The following is a 24,197-nucleotide window of genomic DNA, read 5'->3' on the forward strand; positions in this document are numbered from 1 at the left end:
AGGACGACTGCACTGTCAATTCACGCAATTGGCATTGCCTTATTCAAAAGGCCATCCATTTGCGTTAAAAAGACGCTCGATCGTCGGCTTGCAGCGCTCTGGCACACGCCTCTGGCAGCCAGCCGCGCCTCGGCGTTTACAGCAAGAAGGCGCACGAGCGTCCAATAACAATACCGTTGAACCCTTGAGACTGACTGTCCCAAACCGGAGCCTGAGCATGAACAAACTCACAACAGTGGCGGGTGCACCCGTCGTCGACAACCAGAACTCGCAATCGGCCGGCCCACGCGGCCCGCTGATGCTGCAGGACGTCTGGCTGCTGGAAAAACTCGCCCACTTCGACCGCGAAGTGATCCCGGAGCGTCGCATGCACGCCAAGGGTTCGGGCGCGTTCGGTACCTTTACCGTGACTCACGACATCAGCCGCTACACCAAAGCGCGGCTGTTCTCCGAGATCGGCAAGAAGACCGACATCTTCATCCGCTTCTCCACCGTGGCCGGTGAGCGTGGCGCCGCGGATGCCGAGCGCGATATCCGTGGCTTCGCCATCAAGTTCTACACCGAACAAGGCAACTGGGACCTGGTGGGCAACAACACGCCGGTGTTTTTCCTTCGCGACCCGCTGAAATTCCCGGACCTGAACCACGCGATCAAACGCGACCCGCGCACCAACATGCGCAGCGCCGATAACAACTGGGATTTCTGGAGCTCGCTGCCGGAAGCCTTGCACCAGGTGACGGTGGTCATGAGTGACCGCGGCTTGCCGAAATCCTACCGTCACATGCACGGTTTCGGCAGCCACACCTTCAGCTTCATCAGCCCGGACAACCAGCGTTTCTGGGTCAAGTTCACCTTGAAAACCCAGCAAGGGATTCAGAACCTCACCGATCAGGAAGCCGCAGCACTGGTCGCCGACGATCGCGAAACCCATCAGCGCGACCTGTACGAAAGCATCGAGAAAGGCGATTTCCCGCAGTGGAAAATGTTCGTCCAGATCATGCCGGAAAGCGACGCCAGCACGTACAAGGTTCACCCGTTCGACCTGACCAAAGTCTGGCCACACGCTGACTATCCACTGATCGAAGTGGGCACGCTGGAGCTGAACCGTAATCCGGATAACTACTTCCACGATGTCGAGCAGGCCGCGTTCAACCCGGCCAACGTGGTGCCGGGCATCAGTTTCTCGCCGGACAAAATGCTCCAGGGTCGCCTGTTCTCCTATGGCGATGCGCAGCGTTATCGTCTGGGCGTGAACCATCATCAGATTCCGGTCAACGCGCCGCAATGCCCGGTCAACAGCTACCACCGCGACGGCCAGATGCGGGTCAACAGCAACGCTGGCGGCACCATCGGCTACGAGCCCAACAGCAAGGGCGCATGGGTCGAGCAACCGGACTTCTCCGAGCCGCCGCTGGAGCTGCACGGCGCGGCGGCCAACTGGGATTTCCGCAAAGACGATGACGACTACTATTCGCAGCCCCGCGCGCTGTTCCGCCTGATGACCGCCGAACAGCAGCAAGTGCTGTTCGACAACACGGCGCGGGCCATCAGCGGTGCCTCAGCGCTGGTCAAACAACGCCACATCGACAACTGCACCAAGGCTGATCCGGCCTATGGCGCGGGCGTCGCGGCAGCCATCGAGAAACTCGGCTGACGGATAATCGGCGTTGACAGGAAGGGGTGTTCAGGCGACGTTACTGACACCCCTTTTTTCTTGTCGAGTGGCGCGCCATGAATGAACTCCAGCAGTTGAACGAAAGCCACGGCCTGTTGCTGGTGTTCGTCAACGTGTTGCTGGAACAGATCGGCCTGCCGGTGCCCGCCTACCCGACGCTCATCGTCACCGGTGCGCTGGCCATGCAGAGCAAACCGTTGCTCGGCGCGGGCGTACTGGTCGCGATGCTCGCCTGCCTGATCGCCGACGCCCTGTGGTACTGGGCGGGCAAGCGTTACGGCAGCGTGCTGCTCAAATCCATCTGCAAGATATCCCTGTCCCAGGACACGTGCATTCGCCAGGGGCTGAACGTCTACGAGCGGGTCGGGCCGCGCGCGATGCTGCTGTCCAAATTCCTGCCCGGCGCGGGCGCGCTGGTCACCACGGTCGCCGGCATGAACGCCACGCCGTTTGCGGTGTTCATGCGCTACTCACTGGCGGGATCGTTCATCTGGGCCGGTTCTGCCCTGCTGCTCGGCATGCTGTTCAGCGATGCGCTGATCCCGCTGCTGGACTGGCTGAGCGGCTACCTGCCGATCGCCATCGGCGCCGTACTGGGTCTGCTCGGCGTCTTCATCGCCTGGAAATACTGGAAACGCCGGCGCCTCCAGGCACGCACCGCCCGCGTGCCTCGTATCACCGTTCCACAGTTGCTGGCGCTGCGCGACTCCGACCAGGCGCCGGTGATCATCGATGTACGTCCCAGGTTTCATACGGCAGTGGTCGAAGGCATCCCCGGCGCTGTGTCCATCAGCCTGGAGGAACCGTTGGAGCCGTGGCTCGATCAGCTCAATGACGTCGACATGGTGTTTTATTGCGCCTGCCCGAACGAACTGTCCGCCGCCCTCCTTGCGGAAAAGCTCCACGCACGCGGCCTGACCCGCGGCAAAGCGCTGGTCGGCGGCCTGGATGCATGGCGCGAAGCCCAGGTCGCGGCGTCCGATCCACCGGGCAAAGCCGCCACGGCCTGACGACGTTTGCATTCCACAGGTCAATCGAACACGTTGTTCAATGCAGGACGCTCTGCAGGAATTGCCGTGTGCGTGGGTGTTCGGGCGCTGAAAATATCTGCGCTGGCGGTCCTGTTTCAACGATCTTCCCGCCATCAAAAAACACCACCCGGTCCGCCACCTCACGGGCAAACCCCATTTCATGGGTCACCACAATCATGGTCATGCCCTCGGCTGCCAGGCCTTTCATCACGTTCAGGACCTCACCCACCGTCTCAGGATCCAGCGCTGAGGTCGGCTCATCGAACAACATCAACCGCGGCTTCATCGCCAGCGCGCGGACGATCGCGACGCGCTGTTGCTGTCCGCCCGACAACTCGCTCGGGTAGCCTTCAGCCTTGTGTCGCAGCCCGACGCGATCGAGCAACGCCAGTGCATGGGCCTGGGCGTCGGCCTTGGTCTGTTTTTTGACCTTGACCGGCGCCAGAATCATGTTGGCCATGACGGTCATGTGCGGAAACAAGGTGTAATCCTGGAACACCATGCCGATGTCTTCACGCAACCGCGCCATTGCCTTGCGATCATCGGCCCTTACCGAGTCGCCGCCGTCCACCACCACGCTGCCGGCCGAGGGCTCTTCCAGACTGTTCAGGCAGCGAATGAAGGTCGATTTGCCCGAGCCACTCGGGCCGATGATGACCACCACCTCGCCCTGCGCCACCTCCAGATCGACGCCCTTGACCACTTCGACTTCACCGAAGTGCTTGTGCAGTCCACGCACCGTCAACATGCTTTTCATAGACCGGCCTGCGCGCGCGTGGCGGCTTGCAGATTTTCCTGCGCGACGCGCAGACGATCGCGTCGTGCCTGGTTGGCCTGACGCTCCACTTGCAGACGGGCGTTCGCTCGCAGCAGGCTCGGGCCCAGCGACGACAGTGCAGGACCGCCGGCCGAGTCGCGCGACTGCACGTTCGCGGTCGGGTCCAGGCACTCGCGGACCTTGTACGCAGGCAGATTCAAGGCGTGACCGAGTTGCTCCATGGCGCACGCGTCGACCATGTCGGTATCGATCCGGTGCGCGGGCAGACCCGCGTCCATCGCCATGCGTACTGCGGCACCCACCACATGATGCGCTTCGCGGAACGACAGATCGGCCTCCCGCACGATCAGATCGGCAAGCCCGGTCGCGGTGGAGAAGTCTTCACCGGCACGGCGTACCGCCAGGTCAGCATTGGGGATCGCCGTGCGCAGCACCAGCTCCAGCAGCTTCAGACAACGCAGGCTCTCCTCGGCCGCCTCCCAGAAACCTCTCGTCCCTTCGCGATTGGCGTCTCCTGTATGAGAGAAATTGCTGCCCTTGACCGTGACGCTTGCCGCCATCAGCAGACCGACGATATGTCCGGTGCGACCTTTGAGGTACTCGAGCACGGTCGGATTTTTCTTTTGCGGCATGATGCTTGAGGTCGCGGCCACGCTGTCCGGGAAATCGATCAGACTGAACTCGTGGGTGCTCCAGACGAAGTAGTCCTGAGCCACGCGGCTCCAGAACACCGACAACAGGCTCAAGTGCGACAGGCTTTCGAGGATGAAATCCCGCGAACCGACAGCGTCCAGTGCGTTGTCCAGATAACCGTCGAAGCCCAGCAGTTCTGCAGTGCGCGCGCGGTCGATGTCGAATGGCGTGCCGGCAAACGCAGCAGCGCCGAGCGGACTCTGATTCATCGATTCCAGGGTTTGCGTCAGCCGTTTGCAATCGCGCTCCAGCGCCTGCTCCACCGCCGACAGGTAATAGCCATACGTGATCGGCTGCGCAGGCTGTAAGTGGGTGTAACCCGGCATCACCACTTCAGCGAACACTTCGGCGTTGTTCAGTGCTGTCTGCCGGGTCTGAATCAGCGCATCGATCAGGCTCATCAGCACCTCCCGGCACCGCAGCCGGTCAAGGGTGGCGAGGATGTCGTTACGGCTGCGCCCGGTGTGCAGACGGCCACCGATATCGGTGCCGATCTGCCCGATCAGGTGGGCCTCATAGTTGAAGTAGGCGTCTTCCCGAGAAGGGTCCAGGGTCACTTCGCCCGGCCCTGCGGCTTCCATATCCAGCACGCCCCTGGCCAGGGCCGCCGCGTGTTCGTTGCGAATCAGCCCCTGCTCAGCGAGCATCACGATGTGCGCCTTGTTGACGTTGCCCAGGTTGATGAAACCGTCGGCGAACCCTTCCAGACGAGGCCGGTAGATGTACTCGTTGACCTCAGGGGCGGTGGTTTCTTTCAAGCGACGACTGACTTTGGATTCTTGCATGATCAAACCCCTTGACGAGTTACGCGCGTCGCTGGACGACCCAGGCGACGTTCGAGATAACGGCTGAGCCAGCTCAGCAATGAACAGATGACGAAGTACACCAGCAGCACCAGCCCGTAGACGCTGAATGCCGGGCTGACGCCGGTCATGACGGTGGAACGTTCGACGATGATCTGTCCGACCTTGAGGAACTCGCCGACGCCCACCAGGGCGCCCAGCGATGTGGCCTGCACCAGCATGGTCAACAGCCCCGTATAGGCCGGCAGAATGGCCTTCATCGACTGCGGCGCAATCACGTGCAGATAGATCTGCCAGGGGCGCAAACCCAGGGTCCAGGCGCTTTTCCATTGGTGCCGGGACACTGACTCAAGGCCTCCGCGAACGATCTCGATGCCGTTGGCACTGCCCCACAACGTAAGGCCGGTGACCACCGCCGCGAACGGGCTCAAGTCAAGCCCCAGCATCGGCGCGCCGAAGAAGATGAAGAACACGTTGACGATCAGCGGGATCGAGCGGAACAGCTCGACGTAGCCGTGAATCACCAGACGCAACAGGCGGTTTTTCAGCGTTGCCAGCACGCCGAAGATCGCTGAGATGAGCGTGGTGAACAGCAGGATCACCAACGCCAGGCGCAGGGTCATCCACAAGCCCTTGAGCACGAATCCCCAGTTTTCGATCAGAAAATTCATCGCGACCTCAGTGCCTGAAAGGCCGTTGCAGGTGGGCAGAGAGGCGTCCGGTCAACAGTGCCAGCATCGCCACCAGCGCCAGGTACATCACGCAGATGGCGCTGAACATTTCGATCGCCCGAAAATCCGTGGCAATCCGGTCTACCGCTACGAAGGTCAGCTCGGCAAGACCAATGGCCTGCAGGTACGACGAGTTTTTCAGCAGCGAAATCGCGGTATTGAGCACGGACGGCAAACTGGTCCGAAAGGCGATTGGCAAGGCCACCAGACACAGGTACTGATGGGGCTTGAGACTCAGGGCCAGGCTCGCTTCTCGCATCTTGTGCTCGACCGTGGCCAGGCCGCCGCGCATATTCTCCACTTGATAGGCCCCGGCCCAGAGCGACAGGCAAAACACCCCGGACCAGAACAGCGACAGTTCGAGCCCTACCGCCGGCAGGCCATAAAAGATGAAGAACAGCTGCACCAGAATCGGCGTGTTACGGATCAGTTCCACATACAGCGCCACGATCTGCGCCAGCACGGGTATGCGCATCGCCCGGGCGGCACCACCGAGGATGCCGATGATCAAGGAGAACGCAATGGCCAGCAGCGACACCCGCAGCGTCATCAAGACACCGTCGAGCAGCGCTGGCCACTGCGCCAGCAGGTAATTGAAATCGAAATCCATGACAGCGCCCGGTCAGAGTTTTTCAGCGGGTTTGGCTTGCTCGAACACGCTCAGGTAGTAGCGCTGAATGTTTTCCGGGACGTACTGGCGAACCCAGCCGCCGAACAGCTTTTCCTCATGCATCTTCGCCACGGCGGCGCTGAGGTAATCGCGCCATGGTGCGTCGTTCTTGCGCACGCCGATGGCCGCATCGGATATCTGGAAAGGCTCATTGATCAAACGCGCGTCGCTGTCGAAGGCCGCGACCACCACCAGCGTCGCGGCATCATGGGTGTATGCGTCGGCGCGACCCTGACGGAACGTCTGCAGGGCGTCGGCCGCGCTGTTCATGCGCAACGTCTTGACCTCCGGCATGTGGTCCTCGAACCACTTGGCCTGCACCGAGCCCTTGAGGGTGGCGAGGGTCTTGCCGTTGAGGTCCTTGATCGACTTGATCGGGCTGTCCTTCTTGACCACCACGTCACTGGCGCCCCAGCGATACGGCGTGGTGAAATCGATGACGCGCTGGCGCTCCGGGGTCACGCCGAGGGTCGCAATGAGGAAATCGACTTTACGCCCCAACAGTTGCGGGACGCGGTTTTCAGCGGTGACACAGGTGAAGGTCACCTTGTCTTTGGAGCCCAGCGCCCAAAGCGCAATCTGCCTGGACATCTCCACTTCCACACCGGCGAATTCGCCGTTGCCATTCTGAAAACCATAGGGCGGCTGATCACAACGCACCCCGGCGCGCAATTGCCCTGCTTCCTTGATTTCATCTGGGACCGGCGGCAACTCAACCGCGTGAACCTGCGCCACACCTGCCAGGCAGACACATGAGAACGCGAGTGCGCGACCCATTACGTTCAATGAAAAAAGTCTGGATGAGAACGACATATTGCCTCCTGGTTACCAACCAGCGCAGCACCGCACGACGCGATGACACGCAACGATTACAAGGGCAGAGAGCAGCGGGTTTACAGCGCGGCCTCACGGCTTGAGGTGCGCTTGATCATCGCGTCCGTCTGCGCGGAATCTTCGATGTCGAAAACAGTTATAAAGCCTCTGGCTCATGCCAACAAATGACAATACATTGGTCATCCATACCAAATTGATATGGCCTTCCATGAACTTCAAACAAGTCGAAGCCTTTCGCGCCGTGATGTTGAGCGGCTCGATGACCGCTGCAGCTGAGTCGCTGCACACGTCACAACCTAATATCAGCCGCCTGATCGCCCAGCTGGAGCGCGCCAGCGGCTTCAAATTGTTCGAGCGCGTGAGCGGGCGGCTTTTGCCCACTGACGAAGGCGCGGCGCTGTTCGCTGATGTGGAGCGAGCGTTCATCGGCTTGCAAAGCCTGGAAAATTCGGCGCAAAACATTCGCCGTGGCGGCACAGGGCAACTGCGCATCGCCGCAGTGCCCTCGCTGTCGCTGACGGTGTTGCCGAAAGTCATTCAGCGCTTCCGTCAGGAAAATCCCGAAGCAGCCATTTCGATCCACACCAGCGACTCGCCGATGGTCGCCCACTGGGCCGCCTCGCAGTTCTGCCATGTGGGCCTGGCCTCCTATGTTGGCGAAGACATGCCGGGGGTGCGTACGCGGAAAATCTGTGATGTGCCGGGAGTCTGTGTGTTTCCCGAGGGACACCGGCTGAGCGAACTGGAGTCGGTCACACCGGATGATCTGAAAGGCGAAGAGTTTATCTCGCTGTCCCTGAACGATGGCTCACGCACCCGCGTGGACCGAGCGTTCGCAGGTGACAAGGAACACCGCAAGCTGAACCTGGAAACGCCCTATGCAGCGACCGTGTGTTCATTGGTGGCGTTGGGGCTGGGTGTGAGCATCGTCAGCCCGATGGTGGCGCTGGAGTATCGGCACATGGGCATCGAAACGCGGCCGTTCCTGCCACAGATCCGGTTTTCGACTTACCTGCTGCTGCCGGAAGACCGGCCTCAGAGCATGCTGAGCCAGCGGTTTGGCGACCTGATCGAGACCATGCTCACCGAGGCAAGCAAGGATTGGCAGGGATAGTGGACGAAACAGCCACACCTGTCCGCCAGCGAGGGACATGTTTCTGTGGGAGTGAGGCCGCTGGCGAAGACGGAGTTCCAATTGAATATCCGGCGGATGTACCGCCCGCTTCGTGAGCTTGCTCGTGAAGGCTTAATGCACTACCAGCAGGAGCGTGGCTTGTCCGGCGATCGGCGCCGCAGTCGTCGTAGAACCTGGGCAGGTGGTCTGCCTGATGTACTGCGTCATCCGATTCTGCTGCCGCTGCGCGCCAGTTCGCGGGGCAAGCCACGCTCCTACAGGGGATTTGTAGCGTTGCCGGGTTTGTGTCGAGCACAAATCTGCGGGAGCGGGCTTGCTCGAAGGCTTGTGCACTACCAGCAGGAGCGTGGCTTGTCCGGCGATCGGCGACGCAGTCGTCGTAAAACCTGGGCAGGTGGTCTGCCTGACATACCGCGTCATCCGATTCTGCTGCCGCTGCGCGCCAATTCGCGGGGCAAGCCACGCTCCTACAAGGGACTTGTCGCGTTCCCGGGTTTCGGGACTAGGGCACGAACCTTGTGGGAGCTTGCTCGAAGGCGGATTTCCAGCCGCTGAATATCCTTCACTCACGCACCGATCAAATCCCGCTCAACGCCAAGTCCATCGCAAAGTAGGTGAAAATCAGGTCCGCGCCCGCGCGTTTGATGGCGCCAAGGCTTTCGCGCACGACGCGGCCTTCGTCGATGGCGCCGGCCTGGGCAGCAAACTTGATCATCGCGTACTCGCCGCTGACCTGATACGCCGCCAGTGGCAGGTTCGAGGCTTCGCGGATGTCGCGGATGATGTCCAGATAGGCGCCGGCCGGTTTGACCATCAGCGCGTCGGCGCCCTCGGCTTCGTCCAGCAGCGACTCGCGCAGGGCTTCGCGGCGGTTCATCGGGTTCATCTGATAGCTCTTGCGGTCGCCCTTGAGCGCCGAGCCGCCTGCTTCACGGAACGGGCCATACAACGACGACGCGAACTTGGTCGAGTACGCCATGATCGGCGTCTGGGTGAAACCTGCCGCGTCCAGCGCCGCACGAATGGCGCGGACCTGACCGTCCATGGCGGCCGAAGGTGCGATCACGTCGGCACCGGCGCGCGCGGCCATGACGGCCTGCTTGCCCAGGTTCTCGATGGTCGCGTCGTTATCGACATGCGCACCGTGCATCACGCCGCAATGGCCGTGATCGGTGTATTCGCAAAAACAGGTGTCGGACATCACGATCATTTCCGGCACGGCGTCCTTGATGGTGCGCGAAATGCGCGACACCAGGCCGTTTTCCTGCCAGGTGTCGCTGCCGGTGGCGTCCAGATGATGGGACACGCCGAAGGTCATCACCGACTTGATCCCGGCGCGGGCATAGCGCTCGACTTCCTGCGCCAGTCTGGACTCGGGAATGCGGCTCACGCCAGGCATGCTGTTGATCGGCACGAAGTCGTCGACCTCTTCCTCGACGAAGATCGGCAGCACCAGATCGTTAAGGGTGAATTCGGCTTCCTGAAACAGCGCGCGGAAGTTCTCATTGCTGCGCAGGCGGCGTGGACGAGCGGCGGGAAACAGACTGGACATGGCAGTTCCTGATCGAGGATTGGCGAAAAGCGCCGGACCGGATCGAGGTCGCGGCGCTATCAATGGCGCGAAGCTTATTCCTGCCTCGCGCCGGATTCAAATATCGAGGCGATTAAGACAATTGCCGCACGTGCAAGAGTCCGGCGACCGCCATCGAACGAAACCTGTCGCGCACGGGTCATTAATCGGGAGCAGTACACCCCTGTCGCTGCGCGACCCGTCTGGCGAGGCCGGCCTTGAACAGCACTTCCGATTACCGCAACAACCGCTCACTGGACGGCCTGAACTTCTTCCTCGCCGACGTGCGCGACGGCTTGGGTCCGTATCTGGCGATCTACCTGCTGGCGGTGCACAAATGGGACCCGGCCAGCATCGGCCTGGTCATGACGCTCGCTGGTATAGCCGCTTTGGTGACCCAGACGCCAGCGGGTGCGCTGATTGACCGCACCCGCCGCAAACGACTGGTGGTGATCGTCGCGGCGCTGCTGGTCACCGCCAGTTGCCTCGTCCTGCCGTTCATCGAAGGCTTCACCTGGGTCGCCATTACCCAGGGATTGGGCGCCATCGCAGGTTCCGTGTTCGCGCCGGCCATCGCCGCGATCTCACTGGGGATCACCGGCCCCAAAGCCTTTACCCGCCGCACCGGACGCAATGAAACCTGGAATCATGCGGGCAATGCCTGTGCCGCCTTGCTGGCCGGGGGCCTGTCGTGGCTGTTCGGTCCGATTGCGGTGTTCTATCTGATGGCGTTCATGGCGCTGGCGAGCATCGTTGCGGTCAGCTTCGTCGACGCCAAGGCCATCGACCACGACGTTGCACGCGGTTTCGACCCGGCTCGACAACGCGATCATGAGCAGGCCAGCGTTCTGGCTACGTTGATGCACAATCGGCCACTGCTGATCTTCGCCATCTGCTGCGGGTTGTTCCATCTGGCCAATGCCGCGATGTTGCCGCTGGTGAGCCAGAAACTCTCGCAGATCGACATGCGACTGGCCACGCCTTTGACCTCGGCCTGCATCGTCGCGGCGCAGTTGGTGATGGTCCCGGTCGCCTGGCTGGTGGGTGCCAAAGCCGATCAATGGGGGCGCAAGCCGCTGTTGATGGCGGGGTTCGTCATTCTGCCGATCAGGGGCGTACTTTATGTGCTCTCGGACAACCCGTACTGGCTGGTAGGCGTGCAATTGCTCGACGGCATCGGCGCGGGTGCTTTCGGAGCGCTGATGCCGCTGGTGGTGAAGGACCTGACGCGCGGCACTGGCCGTTTCAACGTCAGTCTGGGGGCGATCTCCACCGTGTTCGGCCTCGGCGCCGCGTTGAGCAACGGGCTTGCCGGGCTGGTAATCCGAGAGGCCGGATACGACGCGGCGTTCCTGACACTGGCGACCATCGCGGCGCTGGCCTTTGTGCTGGTCTGGCTGGCCGTCCCGGAAACCGCAGACACCCTGGCGGGCAATCGATCCTTGTCGCCGACCGCACAAACCGGCACCTGAGCCGGCAGTCCACTACCGCGACGGCGAACTGGCCGCGCCTTCGCCCAACGCCCGCTGCATGATCACGGTGTCTAGCCAGCGGCCATGTTTGAACCCGACCGATTCGAACACCCCGACCTTGCGAAAACCCAGACGCTCGTGCAAGCGGATCGAGGCGACGTTTTCGCTGTTGCCGATGATCGCCACCATCTGCCGGCGCCCGTCTTGCTCGCAGCACTGGATGACGCGCTGCAGCAGCGCCTGACCGATGCCCGCCCCGGCCAGGCCGTCGCGCACATAGACCGAATTTTCGACAGTGAAGCGGTACGCCGGGCGCGGCCGGTACAGCGTGGCGTAGGCGTAACCTACCACTTCCCCGTAGCGCTCGGCCACCAGATACGGCAAGCCGTTGGTCAGGATGTCGGTGCGCCGCTGTCGCATCTGCTCAAGCGTCGGTGGCTCGAGCTCGAAACTTGCGGTGCCGTGCGTCACATGGTGTGCGTAGATCGCCCGTACGGCGGGCATGTCATCGTCGCGGGCATCGCGCAGGTTCAATGTCTGAGGCATGGGCAACCTTCTTTTCGGAGGAATCGTAGAGGCCGCAGTGACTTTCCTTCGCCAACCGGCGGCGATGAAAAGGGCCCGCGCAATGATGACCGCTTGGCGAGGCAAAGCAATACCTGTGATGCGCCAACGCGTGAACGCTGAGGGGGCAATTGGGTTTAGAATGCCTCCCTTTCTGACTGCCGACCCGCCGACTTTCGATGAATTCCCACGCGCTGAAGACCCTCAACGAGCACCTGCTCGCCGCCCTCGCCCCTGCTCCTGCAGAAACCCGTCGTCTGTTTCATGGCCGCGGGCGCTGCTGGCCGGGCCTGGAGCAACTGACCGTCGACTGGATGCAGGGCGTGGTGCTGGTGTCGTTGTTCAAGGCACCGGCCGACGACGAACTCGATGCCCTGAAGCATCTGTTGGCTGACCTGGTCCAGACCCCGACGTGGAAAGCGTGCCAGGCGCACACTCTGCTGCTGCAGCACCGCTACCTGTCCGACAGCCACACCGAAACCCTGCTCGGCGAGATGCCTGAACAATGGACCCTGACCGAAGGCGGCCTGCGTTATCAGGTGGATTTCGGCAAAAAGCAGAACACCGGACTGTTTCTGGACATGCGCCACGGCCGCGACTGGGTCCGGGCCCAAGCAGCCGGCAAACGCGTGCTGAACCTGTTCGCCTATACCTGCGGCTTCTCAGTGGCAGCCATCGAGGGCGGGGCCGAGTTCGTGGTCAACCTGGACATGTCGCGGGCGGCGCTCAGTCGCGGTCGCGAGAACCATCGACTGAACGGACACGACCTTGCCAGGGTGAGCTTCCTGGGCCATGAACTGTTCAAGTCCTGGGGCAAAGTGAAGAGCAGCGGGCCTTATGATCTGGTGATCATCGACCCGCCGTCTTTCCAGAAAGGCAGTTTTTCGCTGACCAAGGATTACCAGCGCGTGTTGCGCAAGCTGCCGGAACTGCTGAACGGCGACGGCACCCTGCTTGCCTGCATGAACGACCCTGCGCTGGACGCCGCTTTCCTGATTGCGGAGGTGACGCGTGAAGCGCCGGGGCTGCGCTTCGAACAGCGGCTGGACAATCCGCCGGAGTTCCCCGACGCAGAACCCGACGGCGGGCTCAAGGCCCTCGTGTTCCGCCAGGCCTGAACCCCTGAGGCGTCAGGCGCTGAGCCGGGAGATCACATCGTTCAGGCCCACCGACAAACCGTGCAGGTCTTCGCTGGCGGTTTCCGTGCGCTGTACGTTGCTCTGATTGGTGGTGGCAATCGCGGTGATCTCGGTGAGGTTGCGCGAGATGTCTTCAGCCACCGACGTCTGCTCCTCCGCAGCGGTAGCGATCTGCCTGTTCATGTCGCGAATGGCCTCCACCGCCGTGGTGATGCGCTGCAGGGACGAGCCGGCCAGTGCGACCTGATCCACGCTTTCCTGGCTGCGCGCCTGGCCGCTTTCGATTGCCTGAGCAGCGTCGATGGCGCCGGTCTGCACCGAACTGATGATCTGATTGATCTCGGCAGTCGAGGCCGCCGTGCGCTGGGCGAGCGTGCGAACCTCATCGGCGACCACCGCAAATCCTCGGCCCGCATCCCCGGCGCGGGCGGCTTCGATGGCAGCGTTCAGCGCCAGCAGGTTGGTCTGCTCGGCAATGCCGCGAATCACTTCGAGCACCTTGCCGATCCGTCCGCTGTCGCTTTCCAGACGACGAATGACATCGGCGGTGTTGCTGATCTCGGCGCGCATCTGGGTGATGGCAGTGATGGTCGCGCTCATGACCTTGCCGCCCTCCTGAGAGCTGCGGTCGGCTTCGCTGGCAGCTTCGGCGGCCTGAGCGGCGTGGCGGGCGACTTCCTGCGCCGTGGCCGACATCTCGGTCATTGCCGTGGCCACCTGATCGGTGCGTTCGAATTGTTCATGGGTGCCCTGCGCCATCAATGCCGCGATGGCCTTGAGTTCGCCCCCGGCGCTGTCCAGATCGGTGGTGCTGCGCTTGAGCCGCGTGAAGGTGTCAGCCAGGAAGTCACGCAAGGTGTTGGCGGCCACCGCCAGACGCCCGAGTTCGTCCTGGCGGGTCACGCTGACGCGGTCGCTGAACCGTCCCTGACTCAGTTGCGCGACGTATTCGATGAGCATGCTGATCGGCCCGACGATGTTGCGATTGACCATCCATAACGTCAGAACGCCCACCAGCAAGGCAGAAGCCAGCATCACCAGCGTTCCGATCAGGATCGTCTGATCGGCGGTGCTGCTGATCTCCAGCGACTGTGCATCGCTGCGTTTGCGAAGATCAACTACCAGCGCACTCATCTGCTCGCTTGTTGCGCGGTCGACCCCCTTGACGGCCAGATCACCGGCCACCGGATCGCCACTGGCCGCAACGAAGGCATCGCGGCCCTTGCGATAAGCCACGCCCAGCGTGCGGTGCTCGTTGCGCAGGTTCTCGACCTGCGCCTTGATCGATGCATCCAGACCACTCATGCCGCTCAAGCGACCCAAGGTGTCCTGCACCAGACGCTCCTGCTCCTCAAACTGGCCCCAGAACTTGTCACGGTCGGTCGCTTGTCTGCCACGCAGCAACACGTTCTTCCACTCCTGGACCTGAACCTTGAATTGCAGGTTGGCCTGATCGACCAGCTGCGAGGCCTGCAACGGCCCTTCGATCAGCCCGCGGTAAGACTTCACGTTGCTGGACAGGAAATGAAAACATGCGAGGGCGATCAACAGCACCAGCACCAGGCTGCCGCTGAGCAGCGCGAGGATCTGCAATCTCAGGGATTTCGACATACGGGGAATCTCATCAGGGAGGACAGCGTGCTCCGGGTGCGCCCGAAGGTTTGCCTGCTTGCCACTTCCCTGTGCCATCGCTTCGGCAACGAACCGAAAATACGATGGGCCTACCTAGCCTGCTTCGACTCGGCCACGCGCTTCTTTAAACCGCCGGGACGACATCCGACAGGCGGTGAAAAAGCGCCAATGGAGCGTCTGATTGCCAGGTCAAAATTCTGTCGAACAAGCGCCAAGTCGCTGATTTTAAAGTCTGACCCCGCCGCTCATTCTTTTTGACCGAACACTTGGGAAGGCCGGCGCAATACCGGGTCGAAGGGGTTGATCTTCTGGCTGATGGCGACCGCTTCACGCTTGAGCAGGTCCACCACCGTCGGCATGCGGTCAGCATTGAGCCGGTCACTGATGGTTGCCACGCTCAACGCCGCCACCGCCTTGCCCTCACGATCGAGAATCGGCACGGCCAGCCCGGCCATGCCTTCCAGAACGCCAGTGTTGCGGGCGGCGTAGCCCTGGCGGCGGACCGTGTCGATTTCCGAGCGCAGCATCACTTCGTCATACAGGTGGAAGTCACGCAGGCGCGGCAGGTTGTAGCGGATCACGGTATCGCGCTCCTCTTCGGGCAGAAACGCCAGGATTGCCAGACTGCCCTGACCGACGCCCAACGCCACCCGACCGCCAATGTCCCCAGTGAAGGTGCGAATCGGATAAGGCCCTTCGCTGCGATCCAGACACACGGCATCGAAACCGCTGCGCGCCAGCAGAAACAACGAATCGCCCAGAGACGCCGACAGGCGCAACAGGCTGGGCCGGACCACATCGCGCAGATTGCCGGACTGCCCGGCCCGCGCCGCCAGGGCGAAGAATTCCAGGCTCAGGCGGTAGCGTTTGCTGCGCACGTCCTGATCGACCATGCCCTCGTCCATGAGGCTGCGCAGCAGCCGGTGGGTGGTCGGTTGCGACAGCCCGACCTGCTGGGCCAGTTGCGTCACGCGCTCACCACCCTCGGGGCTCTCACCCAAGGCGCGCAGCACCGCAAAAAGGCGGGACACTGCGCCGACGCCCGTTTCTTTTGCAGGATCATTCCGCTCAATGGAATCCATAACGCCAATTCACCTGTTTTCATTCATTGAACGAATAAATCTGAAAATACTACTCGCTCAATGAAATTCGTCGTTGAGCGCATCGTATTCGCAGGCTTAGGATCAGTCCACAGGGCGATTTGAATAACAGCGGCAGCCGACACAGATCGAGCGCCAGCGTCCACGGCATCACGCACGTCTTCTCTTCGCATCTGCCCATAAAAAAGCATGCCCCCGGCATGCACTAAAACAGGTGGAACGCAGCCATGGCATTTCTTCAACTTCAGGCGTTGTGCAAACGTTACGGCGCCGTCGATGCGGTCGTCGCCACTGACCTGTCGGTGGAACAAGGCGAGTTCGTTTCCCTGCTCGGCCCCTCTGGCTGCGGCAAGACCACCACGTTGCAAATGATCGCCGGGTTCGTCGACGTCAGCGGCGGCCGCATCCTGCTCGATGGCCGCGACATCACGCACGCCAAACCGGCGAGCCGTGGTCTGGGTGTGGTGTTCCAGTCTTATGCGTTGTTCCCGCACATGACCGTGCGGGACAACGTCGCCTTTGGCCTGAAAATGCGCAAGGTCGCCGCCGCCGAGATCGAGCGCCGCGTCAGCCGCGTGCTGCAACTGGTGCGCCTCGATCAACATGCCCAACGCTACCCGCGTGAACTCTCCGGCGGGCAGCGTCAGCGGGTGGCGCTGGCCCGCGCCCTGGTGATCGAGCCGCCGGTGCTGCTGCTGGACGAACCGCTGTCCAACCTGGACGCCAACCTGCGCGAAGAAATGCAGTTCGAGATTCGCCGCATTCAGCGAGAAGTCGGCATCACCACCTTGATGGTCACCCACGATCAGGCCGAAGCGTTATCCATCAGCGATCGCGTGGTGGTCATGCAGGCGGGCCGCATCACACAGATCGACGAGCCCTACAAACTGTACGAACACCCGCGCACTGAGTTCATCTCCGGTTTCGTCGGCAAGGCCAACCTGCTGCGCGGCGACCGCGACGAACACGGCGCCGCGCAAGTCCGCCATCAGCCTGGCCAGGGCGTGCTGACGCTGAGCCTGCGCCCGGAAAAGATCGACCTGGTGCCGGCAGGCGATGGGCGCCTGCAAGGCAGGATCGTCACCCGCTACTTCCTCGGCAGCCAGTGGCTGTACCGTGTCGAAACGCCGATCGGTGACATCACCGTCGTGCGGCGCAACGATGGCGACGCGCCCATGAACGAAGGCACCGTGGTGGGCCTGGAGTGGCCATCCGAACTGCTGCGCGTACTCAGCGCCGATGAGGTGTCGGCATGAGCGGCGCCAGCGTGCTGCGCGACACCGGTCGCGGTTACTTGTTATCAACGCCGGCCCTGGCGCTGTTCGTCGGCCTGCTGGTGCTGCCCCTGCTGCTGACGCTGGTGCTGTCGTTCAACGTCTTCGACTACGAGGTTGGGGTGAAGGGCGATGCCTGGACCTTTGCTCAGTACGTGAATCTGGTGACCGATTCGTACTTCTACGAAATCTTCCTGCGCACGTTCTGGATCAGCGCGCTGGTCACCTTGCTGTGCGTGGTCATTGGCGTGCCGGAAGCGTACATCCTCAGCCGGATGGGGACGCCGTGGCGCTCTATCTTCCTGATTCTGATCCTCACTCCGCTGCTGATTTCGGTGGTGGTCCGGGCGTTCGGCTGGAGCCTGCTGCTGGGCGCCGACGGGTTGGTGAATCAGGCGATCCAGGCGCTGGGCGGTCGTCCGGTCAAGATGCTCTACACCCCTTTCGCGGTCATTCTGGCGCTGGTTCACGTCATGCTGCCGTTCATGATCATCCCCGTGTGGACGTCGCTGCAGAAGCTAGACGCCTCGGCCGAGCAGGCCGCGCTGTCGCTGGGTGCCACGCAGGCCAAGGTCATGCGCCTGGTGGTCCTGCCGCAAGTGCTGCCTGGCGTGCTGTCCGGCACGCTGATCGTGTTCGGCCTGTCCGCCAGTTCCTTCGCGATACCGGGCCTGCTGGGCGGACGACGCCTGAAGATGGTCGCCACCGTGGTTTACGACCAATACCTCTCGGAACTCAACTGGCCGATGGGCGCGGCGATTGCGGTCGCCCTGCTGCTGATCAACCTGCTGGTGATGCTGTCGTGGAACCGGCTGGTCGAAGGCCGTTATAAAAAATCCCTGGGGGAATGATCGATGTCCAAGAATGGTCCTCTGGCCCTGTCCTTTCATGCGCTGGTCGTGGTGTTCATGCTGGCGCCGCTGCTGGTGGTGTGCCTGGTGGCGTTCACGCCGGAAAACACACTGAGCCTGCCGTGGCACGGCTTTTCACTGCGCTGGTTCAGCGCGGTGTTCGAGCGCGCCGACTTCATTCAGTCGTTCTATAACAGCCTGATCCTGGCAGTGGTTGCCGCGACCCTCGCCACACTGATCGCGGTGCCGGCGGCGCTGGCGATCACCCGCTACCGGTTTCCGGGCCGTGATTTCCTCAATGGCCTGTTTCTCTCGCCGATCATCATTCCCCACCTCGTGCTGGGCGTGGCGATGCTGCGCCTGTTCGCGCTGATGGGCGTAAACGGCAGCTTCGTCTGGCTGACGTTCGCCCACGTGGTGGTCATTACGCCTTATGTCTTGCGCCTGGTGATTGCGGCAGCGATCGGCATGGACCGCAGCGCCGAGCAGGCCGCCGAGTCACTGGGCGCCAGCCGCTTCACCCTGTTTCGCCAGATCACCCTGCCCATGATCCTGCCCGGCGTTGCCGGTGGCTGGCTGCTGGCGTTCATCAACAGTTTCGATGAAGTGACCCTGTCGATCTTCGTCACCTCGCCGTCGACCCAGACGCTGCCGGTGCGCATGTATGTGTACGCCACTGAATCCATCGATCCGATGATGGCGGCTGTTTCGGCGCTGGTGATTGCGCTGACGGCCGCCACCATGATCATCCTTGATCGTGTGTACGGGCTGGACCGCGTGCTGGTGGGGCGCCACTGATGAACATTCGCTTACCCGTCTTTTGCCGCACAGAGAGAGCGCCATGGCTTTGCTGAAACGACTGGCCGAACACGACCGCGACGTGTTGCCCTTCACCCTCGATGGTCAGGCGGCCAGCGGCTTGCGGGGCGATACGCTGCTCACCGCGGTGCTGACGGCCGATGACTACTTGCGCGGCAGCGATTTCAGCGCCGAACCGCGTGCCGGTTTTTGCCTGATGGGGGCGTGCCAGGATTGCTGGGTCCGACTGGGCGACGGGCGCCGCGTGCGCGCCTGCTCGACGCTGCTCGAAGCGGATTTGCGTGTCAGTCGCGAACCGGGACGGCGCCCATGAGCGGTCAGGACGTGGTCATCGTCGGTGCCGGCCCGGCGGGCATCCGCGCCGCCCAGACCCTGGTCGCCTATGGCCTGCGGCCAAGCCTGATCGACGAAAGCCTGCGTGGCGGCGGGCAGATCTATCGTCGTCAGCCGGAAAATTTCAAACGCTCGGCAAAAGCCCTGTATGGCTTCGAAGCGTCGAAAGCCCAGGCCGTGCACGCGACGCTGGACCGGCTGCAGAAAGACATCGATTACCGCCCGCAGACGCTGGTGTGGAATACCGAGCAACATACCCTCGACACGCTGTGCGACGGCGTAGCCGAGCAGGTTCGCTACCGGCAGCTGATCGTCGCGACCGGCGCCACCGATCGCATCCTGCCGGTGCCGGGCTGGACATTGCCGGGCGTCTACAGCCTTGGCGCGGCGCAGATCGCGCTGAAATTCCAGGGCTGCGCCATTGGTGAGCGGGTGGTCTTCGCCGGCAGCGGCCCACTGCTGTATCTGGTGGCCTACCAGTACGCCAAAGCGGGCGCGCAGGTCGTCGCGGTACTCGACAGCTCGCCGTTGTCCGCCCAGGCACGCGCCCTGCCCGCGCTGCTCGGCCAACCGGCCACGCTCGCCAAGGGCTTGTACTACCGAGCCTGGCTGAGCGCCCACGGGGTGGCGGTGCATCAAGGCGTCGCACTGCGCCGGGTCGAGGGCGAACGTCGGGTCACCGCGGCCGTTTATGCGGCCGATGGGCAGGAACAGGTGCTGCCGTGCGATGCCGTCGCGTTCGCGCATGCGCTGCGCAGCGAAACTCAACTGGCTGATCTGCTCGGCTGCGACTTTGCCTGGAGCCCGCTGAACCGGGCGTGGCTGCCGACCCGCGATGCGGCAGGCCGCAGCAGCGTCGACGGGGTTTATCTGGCTGGCGACGGCGCCGGAATCATGGGCGCGGACGCCGCCGAAATGGCCGGAGAACTGGCGGCGCTCACCCTGCTCGGCGACATCGGTTACACCGTCGACCGAACACGCAGCCTGGCGTTGCAACAGCGACTGGAGGCGATTCAGCGTTTTCGTCGTGGCCTTGAGACCGCCTTTCCGTTTCCCGAAGAGTGGGCCGCCAGGGCGCCCGATGAGGTGATGATCTGCCGCTGCGAGGAAATCACTGCCGGTGACATTCGCCAGACCGTTGCCCACGGTCACTGGGAAATCAATCGGGTCAAGGCGATGTGCCGGGTCGGCATGGGTCGCTGTCAGGGCCGGATGTGCGGCCTGGCCGCTGCCGAAATCGTCGCGCAATGCTCCGGGCGCGACATCGCAGGTGTTGGCCGCCTGCGCGGGCAGGCGCCGATCAAACCACTGCCCTTCGGCGTGGAGACAGAACGATGAGCCAGCCGCTGGAATTCGATGCGCTGATCATCGGCGGGGGCATTGTCGGCTCTTCGGCCGCGCTGTTCCTGGCCAGGGCCGGCAAGCACGTGGCGCTGCTGGAACGGGATTTCTTCGGTTCGCACTCGAGCGGGGTCAACTACGGCGGCGTGCGCCGTCAGGGACGTCCACTGTCGCAGCTGCCGCTTTCCCAACGTGCCCACAGCCTGTGGGGCGATCTGAAGAACCTGATCGGCATCGACGGCGAATACCTGCGCTCGGGCCATCTCAAACTGGCGCGCAGCGACCACGACATGGCCGCGCTGGTGGCCTACGAGCAGACTTCCCGAGGCTTCGGCCTGGACCTGCAATTGCTTGACCATGCTCAACTGCGCCTGCGCTTTCCCTGGGCGGGCGACGTCGCCGTCGGCGCCTCGCTGTGTGCCGATGACGGCCACGCCAACCCGCGCCTCGTGTCGCCCGCGTTTGCGGTCGCCGCCACGCGCGCCGGGGCTCAGGGGTTCGAGCAGGCGGCCGTCACCCAAGTCAGCCATGACGGCCAGGCCTTCGCCGTACGCACCGCTGACGGGCGCGGCTTTCGCGCTCCGTGGCTGCTCAACTGCGCCGGCGCGTGGGCGGCGCACCTGGCCAGCCAATTCGACGAGCCGGTGCCGATGCAGTCGGGTCACCCGGCCATGCTGGTCACTGAACCCCTGCCGATGTTCATGGACGTCAGCACCGGGGTCGAAGGCGGCGGCATTTATGCGCGTCAGGTCGCGCGGGGTAACTGCGTGCTGGGCGGTGGCCAGGGCTTCGCGCTGGACCCGACGAGGGCGCGGCCGGGACAGGCGGCGATTCTCGACATCCTGCGCAACGCCGCCGAACTGTATCCGCCGCTGGCCGGCGCTCAGGCGATTCGCACCTGGAGCGGCACCGAAGGCTACCTGCCGGACCGCGAGCCGGTGCTCGGCGCCAGTTCCACGCAACCGGGTCTGCTGCACGGCTTCGGTTTTGCCGGATCGGGCTTTCAGATCGGTCCTGCCGCTGGCGAAGCGCTGGCGCAGATCGTCTGCGAAGGGGCGTCGCGGATCGCCCTGGACGCTTTTTCGATCTCCCGTTTTCAACCCGTCAAACCTGCCACCGCCGTGCCGCCCCGTGCGGATAACGTCATCCCTTTGCTCAGAGGAAAATCGCAGCCATGAACAGCATGAACAACGTGAAACGTCTGGCCCTGACCGGCCTGTCCTGCTTGCCGCTTGCCGCCCTGCTCGCTTCGATGCCGGCGCAGGCCGAAACCACGCTGTATCTGGGCATGAACGGCGGCACCATGGAACGCCTGTATGCCGATCAGGTACTGCCTGCGTTCGAGAAAGCCAACAACGTCAAAGTGGTCATCGTGCCGGGCACGTCTTCGGACATTCTCGCCAAGGTCCAGGCGAGCAAAGACAATCCGCAGATGCACGTGATGTTCCTCGACGACGGCATCATGTACCGCGCGATCTCCATGGGCCTGTGCGGCAAGTTGCAGCCCAGCGCGACGCTGGCGGACATTCCGGAAAAAGGCAAAATCAAGGATGAGGCAGTGGCCGTGAGCCTGGGCGTGACCGGCCTGGCGTACAACACGAAAATGTTTCAGGAAAACGGCTGGAGCGCGCCGACGTCCTGGGCGGACATGGCCGACAAACGCTACAAGGACAAGCTGGTATTTCAGTCGCTGGCCTCGTCGACCTTCGGCCTGCACGGCTTCCTGATGTTCAACCGTCTGCAGGGCGGCGATGAAACCAATGTCGAACCGGGCTTCAAGGCCTGGCCGAAAACCGTTGGCCCGAACGTACTGGAATACATCGCCAGTTCCGCGAAGATCTCGGAAATGGTGCAGACCGGCGAGGCCGCGCTGTTCCCGCTGACGCCCACTCAGGTCACCGCGCTGAAACTCAAGGGCGTGCCGGTTGAGTACGCGCCACCCAAGGAAGGTGCTGTGGTCCTCAACGTGGCCGAATGCACCATCGCCAACAACGATCAGCCGGAACTGGCGCAAAAGCTCGCCGAATTTCTGCTGACTCCGCAAGCGCAGGCGCCGGCACTGGAGATGGGCGACCAGATTCCGTCCAACCCGAAAACCCCGACCACCGAGAAAACCCGTGGTCAGGTGGAGGCCATGAACAAGTACCTGGAAACCGCCGTGACCATCGACTGGGATCAGGTCAACCAGATCCGTCCGGAATGGAACGCTCGCTGGAGCCGCACGATCGAGCGGTGATTCAGGCGCTTGGCGCTGGCACGGCAACAATCCAACATCCGGCCCAACTATCCCACCTCGTCACAGTCACAGCCTTACCCCCCCTGACTGCTGACGAGGCCGGATGAGTTTTATTCTTTGCATGACTGTGCTCGGCGTTCTGTTAATGCTGCTGGCACTGACTTCTTCTTACCTGCGCTGGCTGCCGGTCACGACCTCGGCGGTGTGCCTGGCATTTGGCGCGCTGATCGGCCCCTGGGGGCTCGATCTGGTGCAACTGGACGTGCGCGATGCACGGCACTGGCTGGAGCGCCTGACCGAGGTCGCGGTCCTGTTTTCCCTGTTCAACACCGGCATCAAACTGCGGCTGCCCCTGCACCGCAAGGCGTGGCACACCGCTTACCTGCTCGCAGGACCGGTGATGCTCGCCAGCATCATCGGCGTCTGTCTGGCAGCGCATTATCTGTTTGCGCTGCCCTGGGCGGTGGCGCTGTTGCTGGGCGCCATGCTGTCGCCCACCGACCCTGTGCTTGCGGGGCTTGTGCAGGTCAATAATGCGCAGGACTTCGACCGGGTCCGCTTCGGCCTGTCCGGGGAAGCGGGTCTGAACGACGGCACCGCGTTTCCTTTCGTGATCTTCGCCCTGCTGTTCTTCGGCCATGCCAATGGCAATTTCGACTGGGTTCAGGGCTGGTTCCTCAAGAGCATCATCTGGGGCGTGCCCGTGGCGCTGCTGATTGGCTACGGCCTTGGTCGCAGCGTCGGGCACCTGATGATTTACCTGCGCATCAAGAATGCCGACAGCACCAGTTCGCCCAACGATTTCCTTGCCCTGGCGCTGATCGCCATGGCCTACGTGGTCGCCCAGGGCCTGGGCGCGTTCGGCTTTCTTTCGGTGTTCGCCGCAGGCCTGGGCTTGCGTCATGCCGAGGTGCGTACAACGCAGTCGGATGTCCCGGCCGAGCACGTCGCCAAACCGGTGCTCGGGCACATGGACAGTGCGCCGGAAGCGGCAACGGTTCCCCAGGACGAGGAGATCAGCGAGTCTCAACTGGCCGCGGGGGTGATGATGGGGGACATGCTGGCCTTCGGCAGTCTGGTCGAACGGGCGATGGAAGTGCTGCTCATCACCCTGCTTGGCGCCGCCATCGCGCTGTACTGGGACTGGCGCGCGGTGGGTCTGGGCCTGGCGCTGTTCTGCGTGATCCGGCCACTGAGCGTGTGGATGCTGATCCGGGGTGAACTGCTGACGGGCCCGCAGAAGGCCTTGGTCGGCTGGTTCGGCATCCGCGGGATCGGCTCACTTTATTACCTGTGCTACGCGCTGTCTCACGGCCTCCCCGAAGACATCATTCAGACCAGCATCAGCCTGACCCTGTCGGTCGTTGCGCTGAGCATTCTGCTGCACGGCATCAGCATCCAGCCGCTGCTGGAACGCTATGAACGCAGCATGAACACCCGCAGCGACGACCTCGGCCCCGAGCATGAATCGTCGCCGTGACGTTTTGACGCGCGCCGTCGGTCGCGATTCCTGCGC

Annotated in this window: 22 protein-coding genes; 13 read left to right on the forward strand and 9 right to left on the reverse strand. The window is 62.9% G+C overall.

Annotation, left to right across the window (positions count from 1 at the left end):
* Window positions 1-217 precede the first annotated feature (217 nt).
* Complete coding sequence (locus tag BMZ10_RS03980) at window positions 218-1,654, forward strand: catalase (protein WP_093458730.1); 1,437 nt, start codon at window positions 218-220, stop codon at window positions 1,652-1,654.
* A gap of 77 nt (window positions 1,655-1,731) precedes the next feature.
* Complete coding sequence (locus BMZ10_RS03985) at window positions 1,732-2,685, forward strand: VTT domain-containing protein (RefSeq protein WP_093458731.1); 954 nt, start codon at window positions 1,732-1,734, stop codon at window positions 2,683-2,685.
* A gap of 37 nt (window positions 2,686-2,722) precedes the next feature.
* Here BMZ10_RS03985 and BMZ10_RS03990 read toward each other — a convergent pair whose 3' ends face one another.
* Genes BMZ10_RS03990 through BMZ10_RS04010 form a run of 5 tightly spaced genes read right to left on the reverse strand, consistent with a single transcriptional unit; the run spans window position 2,723 to window position 7,194 of the window.
* A complete protein-coding gene (locus tag BMZ10_RS03990; protein ID WP_093458732.1) occupies window positions 2,723-3,463 on the reverse strand; it encodes an amino acid ABC transporter ATP-binding protein in 741 nt (246 codons plus the stop codon).
* Entirely contained in the window at window positions 3,460-4,962 is a 1,503-nt protein-coding gene (argH, locus tag BMZ10_RS03995; protein WP_093458733.1) for an argininosuccinate lyase, read from the reverse strand. The genes BMZ10_RS03990 and argH overlap by 4 nt, the downstream gene beginning before the upstream one ends.
* A gap of 2 nt (window positions 4,963-4,964) precedes the next feature.
* Complete coding sequence (locus tag BMZ10_RS04000; RefSeq protein WP_093458734.1) at window positions 4,965-5,651, reverse strand: amino acid ABC transporter permease; 687 nt, start codon at window positions 5,649-5,651, stop codon at window positions 4,965-4,967.
* Between the two features lie 7 nt (window positions 5,652-5,658).
* A complete protein-coding gene (locus BMZ10_RS04005) occupies window positions 5,659-6,321 on the reverse strand; it encodes an amino acid ABC transporter permease (protein ID WP_093458735.1) in 663 nt (220 codons plus the stop codon).
* Window positions 6,322-6,333: 12 nt separating this feature from the next.
* The gene (locus BMZ10_RS04010) at window positions 6,334-7,194 is read right to left on the reverse strand and encodes a transporter substrate-binding domain-containing protein (protein ID WP_256214339.1); all 861 of its coding nucleotides are present in this window, start codon (window positions 7,192-7,194) and stop codon (window positions 6,334-6,336) included.
* Window positions 7,195-7,423: 229 nt separating this feature from the next.
* Between BMZ10_RS04010 and BMZ10_RS04015 the strand changes: the two genes are divergently transcribed.
* Complete coding sequence (locus BMZ10_RS04015; RefSeq protein WP_093458737.1) at window positions 7,424-8,329, forward strand: LysR substrate-binding domain-containing protein; 906 nt, start codon at window positions 7,424-7,426, stop codon at window positions 8,327-8,329.
* Window positions 8,330-8,927: 598 nt separating this feature from the next.
* Here BMZ10_RS04015 and hemB read toward each other — a convergent pair.
* Window positions 8,928-9,902 (reverse strand): porphobilinogen synthase, encoded by a 975-nt coding sequence (gene hemB / locus BMZ10_RS04020; protein ID WP_093458738.1) that lies wholly within the window; start codon window positions 9,900-9,902, stop codon window positions 8,928-8,930.
* A gap of 236 nt (window positions 9,903-10,138) precedes the next feature.
* On the opposite strand from hemB, the gene BMZ10_RS04025 reads away from it, so the two are divergent.
* The gene (locus BMZ10_RS04025) at window positions 10,139-11,392 is read left to right on the forward strand and encodes an MFS transporter (RefSeq protein ID WP_093458739.1); all 1,254 of its coding nucleotides are present in this window, start codon (window positions 10,139-10,141) and stop codon (window positions 11,390-11,392) included.
* Window positions 11,393-11,404: 12 nt separating this feature from the next.
* Here BMZ10_RS04025 and BMZ10_RS04030 read toward each other — a convergent pair whose 3' ends face one another.
* The gene (locus BMZ10_RS04030) at window positions 11,405-11,938 is read right to left on the reverse strand and encodes a GNAT family N-acetyltransferase (protein ID WP_093458740.1); all 534 of its coding nucleotides are present in this window, start codon (window positions 11,936-11,938) and stop codon (window positions 11,405-11,407) included.
* A 197-nt stretch (window positions 11,939-12,135) separates the two neighbouring features.
* Here BMZ10_RS04030 and BMZ10_RS04035 point away from each other — a divergent pair, with 197 nt between their 5' ends.
* A complete protein-coding gene (locus BMZ10_RS04035) occupies window positions 12,136-13,074 on the forward strand; it encodes a class I SAM-dependent methyltransferase (protein ID WP_093458741.1) in 939 nt (312 codons plus the stop codon).
* Window positions 13,075-13,086: 12 nt separating this feature from the next.
* Here BMZ10_RS04035 and BMZ10_RS04040 read toward each other — a convergent pair whose 3' ends face one another.
* Both BMZ10_RS04040 and BMZ10_RS04045 read right to left on the reverse strand, forming a co-directional pair.
* Window positions 13,087-14,706, reverse strand: coding sequence for a methyl-accepting chemotaxis protein (locus tag BMZ10_RS04040; protein WP_093458742.1), 1,620 nt, complete (start codon window positions 14,704-14,706; stop codon window positions 13,087-13,089).
* A gap of 266 nt (window positions 14,707-14,972) precedes the next feature.
* Entirely contained in the window at window positions 14,973-15,809 is an 837-nt protein-coding gene (locus BMZ10_RS04045) for an IclR family transcriptional regulator (protein ID WP_093458743.1), read from the reverse strand.
* A gap of 245 nt (window positions 15,810-16,054) precedes the next feature.
* Here BMZ10_RS04045 and BMZ10_RS04050 point away from each other — a divergent pair, with 245 nt between their 5' ends.
* The 8 genes from BMZ10_RS04050 to BMZ10_RS04085 all read left to right on the forward strand — a co-directional run bounded on the left by BMZ10_RS04050 (window position 16,055) and on the right by BMZ10_RS04085 (window position 24,161).
* The gene (locus tag BMZ10_RS04050; RefSeq protein WP_093458744.1) at window positions 16,055-17,083 is read left to right on the forward strand and encodes an ABC transporter ATP-binding protein; all 1,029 of its coding nucleotides are present in this window, start codon (window positions 16,055-16,057) and stop codon (window positions 17,081-17,083) included.
* A complete protein-coding gene (locus BMZ10_RS04055; RefSeq protein WP_093458745.1) occupies window positions 17,080-17,952 on the forward strand; it encodes an ABC transporter permease in 873 nt (290 codons plus the stop codon). Before BMZ10_RS04050 ends, BMZ10_RS04055 begins: the two co-directional genes overlap by 4 nt.
* A gap of 3 nt (window positions 17,953-17,955) precedes the next feature.
* Window positions 17,956-18,750: an ABC transporter permease gene (locus BMZ10_RS04060; protein WP_093458746.1), complete on the forward strand. Its 795-nt coding sequence runs from the start codon at window positions 17,956-17,958 to the stop codon at window positions 18,748-18,750.
* Window positions 18,751-18,793: 43 nt separating this feature from the next.
* On the forward strand, window positions 18,794-19,084 hold the full coding sequence (locus BMZ10_RS04065) for a (2Fe-2S)-binding protein (RefSeq protein ID WP_093458747.1): 291 nt from the start codon (window positions 18,794-18,796) through the stop codon (window positions 19,082-19,084).
* Entirely contained in the window at window positions 19,081-20,442 is a 1,362-nt protein-coding gene (locus BMZ10_RS04070; RefSeq protein ID WP_093458748.1) for an FAD/NAD(P)-dependent oxidoreductase, read from the forward strand. Before BMZ10_RS04065 ends, BMZ10_RS04070 begins: the two co-directional genes overlap by 4 nt.
* The gene (locus BMZ10_RS04075; protein WP_093458749.1) at window positions 20,439-21,623 is read left to right on the forward strand and encodes an NAD(P)/FAD-dependent oxidoreductase; all 1,185 of its coding nucleotides are present in this window, start codon (window positions 20,439-20,441) and stop codon (window positions 21,621-21,623) included. Before BMZ10_RS04070 ends, BMZ10_RS04075 begins: the two co-directional genes overlap by 4 nt.
* Window positions 21,624-21,628: 5 nt before the next feature.
* Window positions 21,629-22,681: an ABC transporter substrate-binding protein gene (locus BMZ10_RS04080; RefSeq protein ID WP_093459988.1), complete on the forward strand. Its 1,053-nt coding sequence runs from the start codon at window positions 21,629-21,631 to the stop codon at window positions 22,679-22,681.
* Window positions 22,682-22,784: 103 nt separating this feature from the next.
* Entirely contained in the window at window positions 22,785-24,161 is a 1,377-nt protein-coding gene (locus BMZ10_RS04085) for a cation:proton antiporter (RefSeq protein ID WP_093458750.1), read from the forward strand.
* Window positions 24,162-24,197: the final 36 nt, after the last annotated feature.

Source organism: Pseudomonas sp. NFR16 (genome assembly GCF_900108875.1).
In the GTDB taxonomy this organism is placed as follows: Bacteria; Pseudomonadota; Gammaproteobacteria; order Pseudomonadales; family Pseudomonadaceae; genus Aquipseudomonas.

Excerpts from the sequence above, each read along its gene's own strand:
- BMZ10_RS03980 (WP_093458730.1), top strand. The coding sequence starts at position 218 with ATGAACAAACTCACAACAGTGGCGGGTGCACCCGTCGTCGACAACCAG.
- BMZ10_RS03985 (WP_093458731.1), top strand. The coding sequence starts at position 1,732 with ATGAATGAACTCCAGCAGTTGAACGAAAGCCACGGCCTGTTGCTGGTG.
- BMZ10_RS03990 (WP_093458732.1), bottom strand. The coding sequence starts at position 3,463 with ATGAAAAGCATGTTGACGGTGCGTGGACTGCACAAGCACTTCGGTGAA.
- argH (WP_093458733.1), bottom strand. The coding sequence starts at position 4,962 with ATGCAAGAATCCAAAGTCAGTCGTCGCTTGAAAGAAACCACCGCCCCT.
- BMZ10_RS04000 (WP_093458734.1), bottom strand. The coding sequence starts at position 5,651 with ATGAATTTTCTGATCGAAAACTGGGGATTCGTGCTCAAGGGCTTGTGG.
- BMZ10_RS04005 (WP_093458735.1), bottom strand. The coding sequence starts at position 6,321 with ATGGATTTCGATTTCAATTACCTGCTGGCGCAGTGGCCAGCGCTGCTC.
- BMZ10_RS04010 (WP_256214339.1), bottom strand. The coding sequence starts at position 7,194 with ATGTCGTTCTCATCCAGACTTTTTTCATTGAACGTAATGGGTCGCGCA.
- BMZ10_RS04015 (WP_093458737.1), top strand. The coding sequence starts at position 7,424 with ATGAACTTCAAACAAGTCGAAGCCTTTCGCGCCGTGATGTTGAGCGGC.
- hemB (WP_093458738.1), bottom strand. The coding sequence starts at position 9,902 with ATGTCCAGTCTGTTTCCCGCCGCTCGTCCACGCCGCCTGCGCAGCAAT.
- BMZ10_RS04030 (WP_093458740.1), bottom strand. The coding sequence starts at position 11,938 with ATGCCTCAGACATTGAACCTGCGCGATGCCCGCGACGATGACATGCCC.
- BMZ10_RS04035 (WP_093458741.1), top strand. The coding sequence starts at position 12,136 with ATGAATTCCCACGCGCTGAAGACCCTCAACGAGCACCTGCTCGCCGCC.
- BMZ10_RS04040 (WP_093458742.1), bottom strand. The coding sequence starts at position 14,706 with ATGTCGAAATCCCTGAGATTGCAGATCCTCGCGCTGCTCAGCGGCAGC.
- BMZ10_RS04045 (WP_093458743.1), bottom strand. The coding sequence starts at position 15,809 with ATGGATTCCATTGAGCGGAATGATCCTGCAAAAGAAACGGGCGTCGGC.
- BMZ10_RS04050 (WP_093458744.1), top strand. The coding sequence starts at position 16,055 with ATGGCATTTCTTCAACTTCAGGCGTTGTGCAAACGTTACGGCGCCGTC.
- BMZ10_RS04055 (WP_093458745.1), top strand. The coding sequence starts at position 17,080 with ATGAGCGGCGCCAGCGTGCTGCGCGACACCGGTCGCGGTTACTTGTTA.
- BMZ10_RS04060 (WP_093458746.1), top strand. The coding sequence starts at position 17,956 with ATGTCCAAGAATGGTCCTCTGGCCCTGTCCTTTCATGCGCTGGTCGTG.
- BMZ10_RS04065 (WP_093458747.1), top strand. The coding sequence starts at position 18,794 with ATGGCTTTGCTGAAACGACTGGCCGAACACGACCGCGACGTGTTGCCC.
- BMZ10_RS04070 (WP_093458748.1), top strand. The coding sequence starts at position 19,081 with ATGAGCGGTCAGGACGTGGTCATCGTCGGTGCCGGCCCGGCGGGCATC.
- BMZ10_RS04075 (WP_093458749.1), top strand. The coding sequence starts at position 20,439 with ATGAGCCAGCCGCTGGAATTCGATGCGCTGATCATCGGCGGGGGCATT.
- BMZ10_RS04080 (WP_093459988.1), top strand. The coding sequence starts at position 21,629 with ATGAACAACGTGAAACGTCTGGCCCTGACCGGCCTGTCCTGCTTGCCG.
- BMZ10_RS04085 (WP_093458750.1), top strand. The coding sequence starts at position 22,785 with ATGAGTTTTATTCTTTGCATGACTGTGCTCGGCGTTCTGTTAATGCTG.